This is a genomic window from Phyllobacterium pellucidum (assembly GCF_013327855.1).
GTDB classification, from domain to species: Bacteria; Pseudomonadota; Alphaproteobacteria; order Rhizobiales; family Rhizobiaceae; genus Phyllobacterium; species Phyllobacterium pellucidum.
In genome coordinates, this window is record NZ_JABUMX010000001.1 from 1,436,441 (window position 1) to 1,449,513 (window position 13,073).

The 13,073-nt window shown below is 60.6% G+C and carries 10 protein-coding genes; all 10 read left to right on the forward strand.

Features of this window, described 5'->3' with window-relative positions; genetic code table 11:
- Positions 1 to 102: 102 nt before the first annotated feature.
- The 10 genes from HQ945_RS07065 (at position 103) to HQ945_RS07110 (ending at position 13,050) form a co-directional block, all read left to right on the forward strand.
- Complete coding sequence (locus tag HQ945_RS07065; protein ID WP_425500630.1) at positions 103 to 1,137, forward strand: RsmD family RNA methyltransferase; 1,035 nt, start codon at positions 103 to 105, stop codon at positions 1,135 to 1,137.
- A complete protein-coding gene (locus tag HQ945_RS07070; protein WP_174207841.1) occupies positions 1,134 to 2,003 on the forward strand; it encodes a TrmH family RNA methyltransferase in 870 nt (289 codons plus the stop codon). The genes HQ945_RS07065 and HQ945_RS07070 overlap by 4 nt, the downstream gene beginning before the upstream one ends.
- Positions 2,004 to 2,015: 12 nt before the next feature.
- A complete protein-coding gene (gene lspA, locus HQ945_RS07075; RefSeq protein ID WP_027230629.1) occupies positions 2,016 to 2,519 on the forward strand; it encodes a signal peptidase II in 504 nt (167 codons plus the stop codon).
- Between the two features lie 247 nt (positions 2,520 to 2,766).
- Positions 2,767 to 3,609: a l-ornithine N(alpha)-acyltransferase gene (gene olsB / locus HQ945_RS07080; protein WP_091920315.1), complete on the forward strand. Its 843-nt coding sequence runs from the start codon at positions 2,767 to 2,769 to the stop codon at positions 3,607 to 3,609.
- A gap of 175 nt (positions 3,610 to 3,784) precedes the next feature.
- Positions 3,785 to 6,442: a DNA mismatch repair protein MutS gene (gene mutS, locus HQ945_RS07085; protein WP_174207887.1), complete on the forward strand. Its 2,658-nt coding sequence runs from the start codon at positions 3,785 to 3,787 to the stop codon at positions 6,440 to 6,442.
- Between the two features lie 87 nt (positions 6,443 to 6,529).
- Positions 6,530 to 9,343, forward strand: a complete 2,814-nt coding sequence (locus tag HQ945_RS07090) for a [protein-PII] uridylyltransferase (protein ID WP_113281175.1) — start codon at positions 6,530 to 6,532, stop codon at positions 9,341 to 9,343.
- The gene (murJ, locus tag HQ945_RS07095) at positions 9,344 to 10,942 is read left to right on the forward strand and encodes a murein biosynthesis integral membrane protein MurJ (RefSeq protein ID WP_113281174.1); all 1,599 of its coding nucleotides are present in this window, start codon (positions 9,344 to 9,346) and stop codon (positions 10,940 to 10,942) included.
- Positions 10,939 to 11,337 (forward strand): VOC family protein, encoded by a 399-nt coding sequence (locus HQ945_RS07100; protein ID WP_027230634.1) that lies wholly within the window; start codon positions 10,939 to 10,941, stop codon positions 11,335 to 11,337. The genes murJ and HQ945_RS07100 overlap by 4 nt, the downstream gene beginning before the upstream one ends.
- A 90-nt stretch (positions 11,338 to 11,427) precedes the next feature.
- Positions 11,428 to 12,507 (forward strand): tryptophan--tRNA ligase, encoded by a 1,080-nt coding sequence (gene trpS, locus HQ945_RS07105; RefSeq protein WP_113281173.1) that lies wholly within the window; start codon positions 11,428 to 11,430, stop codon positions 12,505 to 12,507.
- 54 nt (positions 12,508 to 12,561) lie between these two features.
- Positions 12,562 to 13,050 (forward strand): universal stress protein, encoded by a 489-nt coding sequence (locus HQ945_RS07110; protein ID WP_174207842.1) that lies wholly within the window; start codon positions 12,562 to 12,564, stop codon positions 13,048 to 13,050.
- Positions 13,051 to 13,073: the final 23 nt, after the last annotated feature.

Below are 13,073 nucleotides of genomic sequence, written 5' to 3' on the forward strand. Positions count from 1 at the left end.
GCGTTCTAGCCAAGACAGGGAAAGCGAGACTTGAAACCATCCGGCGGAAAAACGAGAAAGACCAAGAGCGCTGCCAGCAAGGCCAACCCCGCAAAGGGTGCTGTGCAATGGCAAAGCCCGGTGAAGCCGCGACCGCAATTTGCCAAGCAGGTGCGCACGCCCGCCATCGACGCTCCCGCGCAGGGGGGCGCACGTCAGGATGCGTCGCCACGACGCGTGCTTGTGCGCCGGTCCGGAGCACGTCCGGAGGAGCGAACCGGCCTTATCCTCGAAACCCTGCCTTCGGAGGACTACGCGCTCCTCGATAGTGGCAATGGCCTGAAGCTGGAGCAATACGGCCCCTATCGCATCGTGCGTCCCGAAGGCCAGGCGATCTGGTTGCCGGCCTGGGCCAAGGCCGAATGGGACAAGGCGGATGCAGTCTTTACCGGCAATACGGATGAGGAAGGCGTCGGCCGCTGGCACTTTCCGAAAGTGCCGCTCGGTGAAACCTGGCCGCTCGCTTTCGACGAACTGCCGTTCTATGGCCGTTTCACTTCCTTCCGGCATGTTGGCGTTTTCCCCGAGCAGGGCACCCATTGGGCGCATATGGACAGGCTGATCCGAAACGCGAAACGGCCGGTCAAGGTGCTCAATCTCTTCGGCTATACCGGCGTTGCCTCGCTCGTTGCCGCGCGGGCCGGGGCAGAGGTCACCCATGTGGATGCCTCGAAGAAAGCCATCGCCTGGGCGCGCGAAAACCAGGAAATGGCCGGCCTTTCCAGCAAGCCCATCCGCTGGATCTGCGAGGATGCGATGAAATTCGTCATGCGCGAGGAACGGCGCGGCAGCACCTACGACATCATCCTACTCGACCCCCCGGCCTATGGCCGCGGGCCGGGCGGCGAGGTGTGGCAACTTTTCGACAATCTCCCCGACATGGTCGATATCTGCCGCGCCATCCTTTCCCCCAATGCGCTCAGTGTCGTGTTGACCGCCTATTCGATCCGCGCCTCGTTTTTTGCGATTCATGAATTGATGCGCGATGCGTTCACCGGCCTCGGCGGTACGGTGGAGTCGGGCGAACTTATCCTGCGCGAACGTTCATCCGGACGCGCGCTTTCCACCTCGCTGTTCAGCCGTTGGGAAAATACATGACGCGACACGACGACCACACCCGAGGCACCGGACTCGCGCGACCCGGCAGGGTCAAGGAAGTGACCAGCCTCACCAACCCGATCGTGAAGGATTTGCGCGCACTCGCGATGAAAAAATATCGCGATCAGGAGGGTGTTTTTCTCGCCGAGGGGCTGAAGCTGATCATCGACGCACTCGATCTCGGCTGGACGATCCGCACGCTCGTCTTTTCCAAGGCAGGCAAGGGCAATTCACTTGTCGAGCAGGTGGCGGCGCGCACCATCGCCAAGGGCGGGGATGTCCTCGAAGTCAGTGAGAAGGTCATTGCCGCCATAACCCGGCGCGACAATCCGCAAATGGTGGTCGGCGTCCTCGAACAGCGGATCCAGCCGCTTGCTGCACTGAGGCCGCGAGGCAACGACGTCTATGTGGCGCTGGACCGGGTCCGCGATCCCGGCAATCTAGGAACGATCATTCGCACGGCAGACGCCGTCGGCGCCAAGGGCATCATCCTGATCGGCGATACCACCGATCCATTCTCGCTCGAAACCGTGCGCGCCACCATGGGTTCGGTCTTCGCGGTACCGCTCATGCGCGCCACCGAGGCCGAGTTCCTGGCCTGGCGCAAAGGCTTTGCCGGGCTCGTCATTGGTACGCACCTCAAAGGCGCCGTCGATTACCGCACCATTCCTTATGCGAACCATCCCGTTGTCCTCTTGATGGGCAATGAGCAGCAGGGCCTGCCGGACCAACTCGCGGCCGGCTGTGACAAGCTTGCCCGGATCCCGCAGGAGGGCCGCGCGGATTCGCTTAATCTTGCCATTGCAACCGGGATCATGCTGTTCGAGATAAGGCGCGACGCGCTCAAACTCGATGGCGGAAACTGAAACAAGAGAACGATGAAAACCAAAGCGCTTTACAATCTATTGGCCGTCGTCGCCTTTGCGGTCGTGAGCGACCAGATCATCAAATATCTGGTCGAGACCGGCATGGATTACCAGCAGCAGATCGACGTGTTGCCGTTCCTCGCACTGTTTCGCGTTCACAACAATGGCATTGCCTTTTCCATGCTCAGCGGTCTGCACGACCTTGCGCTGATTGCGCTGACGCTCGTCATCATCTGCTTCGTCAGCTATCTCTGGTGGACGACGGCGGCAACCCGCTGGATTTCCCGCTTCGGCTTCGCCCTGATCATCGGTGGCGCGCTCGGCAATCTGATCGACAGGAGCATTCACGGTTACGTTATTGATTATGTTCTTTTCCATCTGCCGACCTGGTCGTTTGCCGTCTTCAATCTTGCCGATGCCTATATTTCAGTCGGCGCGGCGCTGGTCGTGCTTGAGGAAGTGCTCGCCTGGCTGCGCGAACGCCGGGCTTCGAAGGGTGAACCCGGGAAGAACTGAGATAAGGCGGGTCGTCGCGCTTGGCCCAAGGATCCGGGCTGGTGCTCTGGGGTCATCTTCCGATGCCACCTTCTCCGTATTCCTTCGACTGCACGAGAGGCCCCAAGCCTGCCACCGTCACGTCATGCTGCCGTCATCGATTTGTAGTATTCAGGAGGCGACCGAACCACCGATCAACCTCTCTTAAGAGCGAATCGACATGAGCATCGCCTTGCTTGAACGTGCTTCACCTACTAAAGATCAGCGCATGGTCTCGCAGGTTGATTCAACGCCCTCGCCTCTTGTGGCGCCTCACCTTGTTTCGGTGCTCGGTCGCATCGGCACGATGGAGGTCTGCCTTGCCCAGACCGAGGACGAGATCGAGTCGGCGCAGCAGCTTCGCTTCAAGGTTTTCTTCGACGAACTCGGCGCCAAGGGATCGGCGACGCTCGAACAGCGCGATGCAGACCGTTTCGATCCAGTCTGCGATCATCTTCTGGTCTACGATACCTCGATCGCCGGCCCCAAGCACAAGCAGATCGTCGGGACATACCGCCTGCTTCGTTCAGAGCGGGCTTTTGCATCAGGCGGATTCTATTCAGCCAGCGAATATTCAATCGAAAGCCTCGTCAGTGCCAAGCCGGATTTGCGCTTCCTTGAACTCGGGCGCTCCTGCGTTCTGCCGGAGTACCGCTCGAAACGCACCGTGGAACTCCTGTGGCAGGGGATCTGGACCTATTGCCGCCATCATTCGATCGGGGTCATGTTCGGATGCGCCTCATTCCAGGGGACCGTTCCTGCAGCCCATGCGCTGCAACTTTCGTTCCTGCAGCACAATTTCCGCGCGACGCCCGATTGGGACGTCCGCGCCTTGCCTGACCGCTACCAGGCAATGGACCTCGTTCCGGCCGAGGCGATCAACCCGCGTGTCGCCATGTTTGCCATGCCGCCGCTCATCAAGGGCTACCTTCGCCTTGGCGCGATGATCGGGGACGGCGCCGTCATCGATCACGATTTCGGCACGACAGATGTCTTGATCATCCTGCCGGTCAGCCGCATCGCTGAACGCTATGTCAGCCACTATGCCGCGGAAGCAAAGCGCTTCGCTTGAGATCATCTGTGGAGAAGAACGCAGGATCCCCGCTACAGAGGTGGGTAAATCCTGCGTTTGCGCATAGATTGCTCCAGACTGGACAAGGGTCTATCAGGAGAGCGCATTGGCGGAACTTGCAACCATAATCGAAACGCCTGCCTACGATGCCGAGCCATCGGCGCGGCCGACGCCGATGATGGAGCAATATATCGAGATCAAGGCGACGAATCCCGACAGCCTCCTGTTCTATCGGATGGGCGATTTCTACGAGTTGTTCTTCGACGATGCCGTCGCAGCGTCGCGGGCGCTCGGCATTACGCTGACCAAGCGCGGCAAGCACCTCGGCGATGACATCCCGATGTGCGGCGTGCCGGTCCATGCCGCCGACGATTATTTGCAGAAGCTCATCGCGCGCGGCTTTCGTGTCGCCGTCTGCGAGCAGATCGAAGATCCAGCCGAAGCGAAGAAACGCGGCTCGAAATCGGTCGTCAAGCGCGATGTCGTCCGTCTGGTAACGCCGGGGACGATCACCGAGGAAAAGCTGCTCGATCCATCCGAGGCCAATTATCTGATGACGCTCGGCCGTGTGAAGGGCGGAGGCCAAGGCCAGTTTGCGCTCGCCTGGATCGATATTTCCACCGGCACCTTCCGCGTCGGCGAAACCGACCCGTCCCGCATGCTCGCCGATATATTGCGGGTCGAACCGCGCGAACTCATCGTCGCCGATCCCGTCTTCCACGATCCGGACCTTCGTCCGATCTTCGACATTCTCGGTCGGTCAGTCACGCCGCAGCCGCCAAGCCTCTTCGACAGCGCAACGGCGGAAAACCGCATCCAGCGCTATTTCGATGTCGGCACGCTCGACGGGTTCGGCCAGTTTTCGCGGGCCGAACTTTCGGCGATTTCCGGCGCCATCGCCTACGTGGAAAAGACGCAGATCGCGGAGCGTCCGCCGCTGATGCGGCCGGAGCGCGAGTCGGAGGGTTCCTCGCTCTTCATCGATCCCGCGACGCGCGCCAACCTCGAACTTCTGCGTACACTTTCCGGCAATCGCGACGGCAGTTTACTCAAGGCAATAGACCGGACGGTTACCGGCGGCGGCGCGCGATTGCTGTCCGAGCGGCTCACCGCCCCGCTGACCGACCCGGAGGCCATTTCCACGCGCCTCGATTCTGTCTCCTTCTTTCTGCTGCAGCAATCGCTTGCCGACATTGTCCGGGAAACGCTCAAAGGGGTGCCGGATATGCCGCGCGCCCTCTCGCGGCTTGCCGTTGGACGGGGCGGGCCCCGGGACCTCGGCGCCCTCGCCCGCGGGTTTGAAGCCGCGGGCGAGATCGGCCGCGTCATCGGAACCGAATTGCTGCCGAGCGAGCTTGCGAGGGTCCGCGATTGCTTCGCCGGGTTGCCGCGTGATTTCCTCAGCCATCTGGAAGCAGCGCTTGCCGATGAACTGCCGCTACTCAAGCGCGACGGCGGTTTCGTGCGGCCCGGCTATAATGCCGAGCTTGATGAAATGCGCGCACTTCGCGACCACTCACGCCGCGTTATCGCCGGCCTCCAGGCCGACTATATGGAGACGACGGGCATCAGGTCGCTGAAGATCAAGCACAATAATGTGCTGGGTTATTTCATCGAGGTGACAGCCAACAACGCGTCGGTGATGACCGATACGGATACAGCCAAGTCAAAGTTCATTCATCGCCAGACCATCGCCAATGCAATGCGCTTCACGACGACCGAGCTTGCGGAACTCGAAACCAAGATCGCCAATGCGGCGGACCGCGCGCTCGGCATCGAACTTGATGTTTTCGAACAGTTGACGCGGGAGACCGTCGAAAATGCCGAAGCGATACGCGCCGGGGCGGCGGCACTGGCGGCGCTCGACGTCTCGGTGTCGCTTGCGGTCCTTGCGGAGGAACAGGGCTATTGCCGTCCGCTGGTCGATCACAGCCTAGCCTTCGCGATCATCGCCGGACGCCATCCCGTCGTCGAACAGTCGCTACGGCGGCAGGCCGCAAACCCGTTTGTGGCCAATGACTGTACGCTATCTCCGGAAGGAACTGGCAAGGGCGCGATCTGGTTGCTGACCGGACCGAACATGGGCGGTAAATCGACGTTCCTGCGCCAGAACGCGCTGATCGCGATCCTAGCCCAGATGGGCTCGTTCGTGCCGGCGGGCTCGGCCCATATCGGCATCGTCGACCGCCTGTTTTCGCGGGTCGGCGCATCCGATGATCTCGCCCGCGGCCGCTCGACCTTCATGGTGGAGATGGTGGAAACCGCAGCGATCCTCAATCAGGCGAGCGACCGCTCGCTCGTTATTCTCGATGAGATCGGGCGCGGTACGGCGACCTTCGACGGCCTGTCCATCGCCTGGGCGGCGGTCGAATATCTGCACGAGAAAAACCAGTGCCGGGCGATCTTCGCCACGCATTTTCACGAGATGACGGCGCTTTCCGAGAAGCTGCCGCGCCTCGGCAACGTCACGATGCGGGTCAAGGAATGGGACGGCGATGTCGTCTTCCTGCACGAGGTCGCCAAGGGCGCGGCTGACCGGTCCTATGGCGTTCAGGTCGCCCGCCTCGCCGGCCTGCCGGAAGCGGTCGTCAGCCGGGCCCGCGACGTTCTGCACCAACTCGAGGCAGGCAATACGTCGGGCAAGGCCGATAAGCTGATCGACGATCTGCCGCTGTTTTCTGTTGAAGTGATGCGCCAGGCGCCCAGGCCGGCACAAGGAAAAGACAGCGCCCTGCTCGCCGCGCTCACCGGCGTCAATCCCGATGAAATGACGCCGCGCGAGGCGCTTGAAGTGCTCTACCGCCTGAAAGGCATTGCAGCAACGAATTCATGAAGGGTGCGTCTGATCTGTTTCAAATGAAGTCATTCCGTTTGAATTGATTTCGCGCTATAGCGAGCCATCATCCATAAAGTCGTGTTCATGAACGCCTCAGACCTGAAACTGGAACAGATCGTCAACCCCACCATACTTCATCGGCAGTTTGAAGATCTGGTCAAGGCGGCGAAGGACAATGGGGCAGCATCCGTCGATCGCAACGACGTGCTGCAGCTTGTCAAGCAAACGCTCGCATCCGGCCGCAAGAAGGCGGAAGAGCTGCTGATGAAAGATGCCGGGGGCACACGTTGCGCCATGCGGCTTTCCTTTCTGATGGATCAGATCATTTCAGCATTGTACGAATTCGCGGTCGCTCATGTCTATCCTGCGGTAAACCCTTCGACAGCCGAGCGCATGAGCATCGTCGCGGTCGGCGGCTATGGGCGCGGCGCCCTGGCGCCGGGCTCGGACATCGATCTTCTGTTTCTCTTGCCCTACAAGCAAACGCCGTGGGGCGAACAGGTTGTCGAGTATATCCTCTACATGCTGTGGGACGCCGGGCTCAAGGTCGGGCACGCCACCCGCAATCTCGATGAATGCATTCGCCTTTCGCTGGCGGACATGACTATACGCACCAGCATTCTCGAGGCGCGTTATGTCTGTGGCAATGAGGAGCTGTTCACTTCGCTGGAAAAGCGGTTTGACGACGAAGTGGTCAAGGGAACGGGTCCGCAATTCATCGAGGCCAAGCTTGCCGAACGCGATGCGCGCAACCGCAAGGCCGGTGCCACGCGCTACCTCGTCGAGCCCAACGTCAAGGAGGGCAAGGGCGGCCAGCGCGACCTGCATACGCTGTTCTGGATCGCCAAATACTACTACCGCGTCAAAACCAGCGATGAGCTGGTCAAGCTCGGCGTGCTGTCGCGGTCGGAGCACAACAAGTTCCGCAAGGCCGAGGACCTTCTATGGGCGGTGCGCTGCCACATGCATTTTTTGACCGGCAAGGCCGAGGAACGGCTCTCTTTCGATATCCAGAGCGAGATCGCCCGGCGTCTTGGCTATACGGCGCATCCCGGCCAGCGTGACGTCGAACGCTTCATGAAGCACTACTTCCTCGTCGCCAAGGAGGTCGGCGACCTGACGCGCATCATTTGCGCGGCACTTGAGGAAGAACAGGCCAAGCACGTGCCGGGCTTCAACAGGATTTTCCTGACCTTTTCCCGTCGCAAGCGCAAGATTGCCGGGACAAGCGATTTCGTCATCGACAACCATCGCATCACCATCGCCGATGACGGTGTCTTCGAGAAGGACCCGGTCAACCTCATCCGCCTTTTTCACTATGCGGACCAGCAGGGCCTCGAGTTTCATCCCGATGCGATGCAGCTCGTCACCCGTTCGCTGTCACTGATCAATGGCGAATTGCGGGAAAACCCGGAAGCGAACCGGCTCTTTCTCGAAATTCTGACTTCCGAGCGCAATCCCGAGCTGATCTTGCGGCGCATGAACGAATCCGGCGTGCTCGGCAAGTTCATCCCGGATTTTGGCAAGATCGTCGCGATGATGCAGTTCAACATGTATCATCACTATACGGTCGACGAACACCTCCTGCGCTGCATCGCGGTGATGTCGGAGATCGACCATGGCGATCTCGGCCAGGAACACCCGCTGGCCAACCAGATCATGCCGGGGCTCAAGAAGGATCGCAAGATCCTTTACGTGGCGCTGCTCCTGCACGATATCGCCAAGGGACGCCCCGAAGATCATTCGACTGCAGGCGCCCGCATCGCAAGGCGGCTTGGACCCCGGCTTGGCCTCTCCAAGGCTGATACCGAGACGGTCGCATGGCTCGTCGAGCAGCACCTGACCATGAGCCGGGTTGCGCAATCGCGCGATCTCAACGATCGGAAGACAATCGAGGATTTTGCCGAAATCGTCCAATCGCTCGACCGCATGAAGCTGCTGCTGATCCTCACCATCTGCGACATCAAGGCGGTGGGTCCGGGCGTATGGAACGGCTGGAAGGGCCAGCTGCTCCGCAATCTCTTCTATGAGACGGAATTGCTGCTGACCGGCGGCTTCTCGGAGGTTCCGCGCAAGGAACGCACCGAACATGCACGGTCTCAGCTCGAACACGCACTGTCTTCCTGGCCGCAGATCGAGCGCCAGTCCTACCTGGCGCTGCACTACCAGAACTATCTCCTGACGGTCAGCCTCGACGACCAGATCCGCCACGCAAACTTCATTCGCGAATCCGATGCGGCCGGCAAGACGCTGTCCACCATGATCAAGACCCATGATTTTGAAGGCGTCACCGAGATTACGGTTCTATCGCCGGATCATCCACGCCTGCTCTCGATCATTGCCGGCGCCTGCGCCGCGGCGGGCGCCAACATCGTTGATGCGCAGATCTTCACCACCAGCGACGGGCGGGCGCTCGATACGATCCTGATCAGCCGCGAATTTCCGACCGATGACGACGAGCGGAGGCGCGCGAAGAACGTCGGCCGCCTGATCGAGGATGTGCTTTCCGGCCGCAGCTATCTTCCCGAAATGCTGGCGGCACGCACCAAGCCGAAGCGGGCGGTTCGCGCCTTCCGTATCGAGCCCGGCGTCGAAATCAACAATACGCTCTCCAACAAATTCACCGTCATCGAGGTCGAGGGGCTCGACCGGCCCGGCCTTCTTTCAGAGATCACCGGGATCATTTCCGATCTTTCGCTCGATATCGCCTCGGCGCATGTGACGACTTTCGGCGAAAAGGTCATCGACGTGTTTTACGTGACGGACCTCGTCGGCCAGAAAGTCACCAACACGGCGCGGCAAAACCGCATTCGTAAGAAGCTGCTCGCACTCTTCGGCGAAGGCGATATAACCACCGCCCAGCCACAGCGGCAAAACATCCTCATGACGGCGGAATAAATGAGTCTCGTCAAGAAATTTGCAACTGTCGCATCCGGCACGCTGATGAGCCGCGTCTTCGGCTTCACCCGCGAAATGCTGATGGCGAGCGCGCTCGGCACAGGGCCGATCGCCGACGCTTTCAACGCGGCCTTCCGCTTCCCCAATACATTTCGCCGGCTCTTTGCCGAAGGCGCTTTCAACGCTGCCTTCGTTCCGCTTTTTGCCAAGGAGATCGAGGCAAACGGTCTTGATGGGGCGCGGCGCTTCTCCGAAGAGGTGTTCGGCGTCCTCTTCACGGTGTTGCTGACGCTGACGATCCTGATGGAAGTGTCGATGCCGCTGATCGTGCGCTATGTCATCGCGCCGGGCTTTGTCGAGGATCCGATGAAGTTCGACAATACGGTGCGCATGGCGATCATCATGTTCCCATACCTCGCCTGCATGTCGCTGGCGGCGATGATGAGCGGCATGCTGAATTCGCTGCACCGCTATTTTGCCGCTGCGATCGCCCCGGTCTTCCTCAATGTCATTCTGATCGGTGTGCTTGCCTATGCCTGGTATACGGGCCAGGACGGCAGGCAGGTCGGCTACGCCCTGTCCTGGGGTGTCATGGTCTCCGGCCTCGTGCAACTTGCGATCGTCTGGATTGCGGTGCGCAATGCCGGCATCACCATCGGCTTTCGCCTTCCGCATCTCACCAAGAACGTGAAGCGCCTGCTGGTTCTGGCGCTTCCCGCGGCAGTAACCGGGGGCATCACGCAGATCAACCTTTTGATCAACACCAACATTGCCTCGGCGAAATCCGGCGCCATTTCCTCGCTCGCATATGCCGACCGCATCTACCAGCTGCCGCTCGGCGTTGTGGGCATTGCTGTCGCGACCGTGCTTTTGCCGGAACTTGCACGCGCGCTTCGCTCCGGCAACCTCAAGGAAGCGTCGAGCCTGCAGAACCGCTCGGTGGAATTCACCCTGTTTCTGACGCTGCCGGCAGCAGCGGCACTGCTCGTCATGTCCGAGCCGATCGTTCGGATGCTTTACGAGCGCGGCAATTTCTCCCCCACCTCGACGCATACGGTCGGCAATATCCTCGCCGTCTACGGGTTGGGGCTTCCGGCTTTCGTGCTGATAAAGGCGTTCCTTCCCGGGTTCTTTGCCCGTGAGGACACCCGCACACCGATGATCTTTGCGGCAATTGCCGTGGCGGTGAATGTCTCGCTCGCGCTAACGCTCTTTCCGATCATGTACGAGACCGGCATCGCCACCGCCGAGATCGTCGCTGGTTGGGTCAACGCCATCCTGCTCTTTGCGACCTTGGTTTGGCGCGGCCACTGGGGACGCGACATCCCTCTCCTCACCCGCATTCCGCGACTGTTCATATCCGCGGCGATCATGGCGATCGGCCTTCATTACGCGATTACATGGATGGGCCCCGCGCTTGCACCGCATGCGCCGCTCCACACACAAGCCGTTGCCGTGCTGACGCTGGTCATCCTGGCGATGATCTCCTACTTTGCCCTTGCCTTCGGCACGGGCGGCGCCAGCCTTGCCATGATCCGTCGCAACGTGAAGCGCGGCGCGAAGGCCGCTGAAGCAACGCCGACAGATGCCGCACCATGAGCCGCCGCATCGGATTGATCACGCTTGTCGTGCGCGACTATGACGAAGCCATCGCCTGGTACACGCAAAAGCTTGGTTTTCGCCTCGTCGAAGATACCGCGCTTTCTGAATCAAAGCGCTGGGTGGTCTTGGCGCCTGGCGACGGCGAAACGCGTATCCTCCTTGCAAAAGCGGACGGACAAGCCCAAGAAGCCGCCACCGGCAACCAGACGGGCGGGCGGGTTGCTTTCTTTCTTCACACGGACGACTTCGAGCGCGATCATTCGGCGATGGTCAAATCAGGCGTCATCTTCCTTGAAGAGCCACGCCATGAGCCATATGGCAGCGTCGCCGTGTTTCAGGATCTCTACGGCAACAAGTGGGACTTGCTCGAACTGAAGCAGCCAACGATATAGGGCTTGAATACTGCGTGTGGCTCTGCCAAAACCGCGCTTCACTGCCATCGGCGCCTGCAAGCCCGATCCCCGAACGATCAAGGACGATTAATGAGCACGTTTGAACAGCTCGTCTTTTCCGGTGTCCAGCCAACCGGCAACCTGCATCTCGGCAATTATCTGGGGGCTATCCGGCGCTGGGTCGCTCTGCAGGAAGACTATAACTGCATCTATTGCGTGGTCGACCAGCATGCGATCACGCAGGCCATGTCCGTGTGGGGCGGTCCGGCCGAGCTGATGCGCAACACGCGCGAGGTGACAGCGGCGTTTCTGGCTTCCGGCATCGACCCGAAGAAACACATCGTCTTCAACCAGAGCCGCGTGCGCCAGCACGCCGAGCTCGCCTGGGTGTTCAATTGTATTGCCCGCATGGGGTGGCTCAACCGGATGACCCAGTTCAAGGACAAGGCCGGCAAGGATCGCGAGAACGCATCCGTCGGGCTTTTCACCTATCCGAACCTGATGGCGGCCGACATTCTCGCCTATCGCGCTACCCATGTGCCGGTCGGCGAAGACCAGAAACAGCACCTCGAACTCACGCGCGACATTGCGCAGAAATTCAATACGGATTTCTCCGACCGCATCGCCGAACTCGGTCTCGGCGTCGAGACGCAATCGGGCGACGAGACCATTGCCAGCTTCTTCCCGCTGACGGAACCCGTCATCGGCGGGCCGGCTGCGCGCGTCATGAGCCTGCGCGATGGCACCAAAAAGATGTCCAAATCCGATCCCTCGGATCTGTCCCGCATCAATCTCATCGACGATGCCGATACGATCTCGAAGAAGATCCGCAAAGCCAAGACCGACGCCGAACCGCTGCCCTCCGATGTCGAGGGTCTCAAGGACCGCCCGGAAGCAGACAACCTCGTCGGCATCTATGCGGCCTTGATCGATGCGGACAAGGAAAAGGTGATCGGCGATTTCGGTGGCCAGCAATTTTCCGTGTTCAAGCCGGCACTTGCCGACCTCGCAGTCGAGCGTCTCGCGCCGATTGCCGCGGAGATGCGGCGTATTTCGGCCGATCCGAGCTATGTCGATGCCGTCTTGAAGGACGGCGGCGAGCGGGCAGCCGTTCTCGCCGAGAAGACGCTGCGCAATGTGCGTGATATTATCGGCTTCCTGCAGGACTAGGACCGGGTGCTGCAAGGGGTGGACGATCACATCGGTTAGGGCAGGAACGGGCAAATGGTATCGAAACGTCTCAGCCGGGAAGCGGGCCATCGCCGCAAATTTCTAGCCGTTATCGACGAGACGCCCGAATGCGAGCGGGCGGTGGCCTATGCCTCGCGCCGCGCCAAGACGACTGGCGGAGTGTTGCTCCTCCTTTTCGTCATTGACACAGCCGATTTCCAGGCTTTTCTCGGTGTCGAGCAGATCATGCGGGCCGAAGCGCAGGAACGGGCAAGCGCGACGCTGAGCAGGTTCGCGGCCAATGTGCGCGGGACGATCGGCATCGAATCCGAACTCGTCGTGCGCGAAGGGCTGACATCGGAAGAGATCCAGAAGCTGATCGAGGAAGACCAGGACATTGCCATCCTCGTCCTTGCGGCAGGCTCGGGCAAGGAAGGCCCGGGGCCCCTCGTTCAGTCGCTGGCGGGACGCGAATCCTTCCCCATTCCTGTCACGGTTGTCCCATACAATCTCTCTGACGAGGATATCGACGCGATTACGTGATCCCGCGGCGAAACGTGATACAA

Coding starts and splice junctions, on each gene's coding strand:
- HQ945_RS07070 (WP_174207841.1), top strand. CDS start 1,134: ATGACGCGACACGACGACCACACCCGAGGCACCGGACTCGCGCGACCC.
- murJ (WP_113281174.1), top strand. CDS start 9,344: ATGAGTCTCGTCAAGAAATTTGCAACTGTCGCATCCGGCACGCTGATG.
- trpS (WP_113281173.1), top strand. CDS start 11,428: ATGAGCACGTTTGAACAGCTCGTCTTTTCCGGTGTCCAGCCAACCGGC.
- lspA (WP_027230629.1), top strand. CDS start 2,016: ATGAAAACCAAAGCGCTTTACAATCTATTGGCCGTCGTCGCCTTTGCG.
- HQ945_RS07110 (WP_174207842.1), top strand. CDS start 12,562: ATGGTATCGAAACGTCTCAGCCGGGAAGCGGGCCATCGCCGCAAATTT.
- olsB (WP_091920315.1), top strand. CDS start 2,767: ATGGTCTCGCAGGTTGATTCAACGCCCTCGCCTCTTGTGGCGCCTCAC.
- HQ945_RS07090 (WP_113281175.1), top strand. CDS start 6,530: ATGAACGCCTCAGACCTGAAACTGGAACAGATCGTCAACCCCACCATA.
- mutS (WP_174207887.1), top strand. CDS start 3,785: ATGATGGAGCAATATATCGAGATCAAGGCGACGAATCCCGACAGCCTC.
- HQ945_RS07100 (WP_027230634.1), top strand. CDS start 10,939: ATGAGCCGCCGCATCGGATTGATCACGCTTGTCGTGCGCGACTATGAC.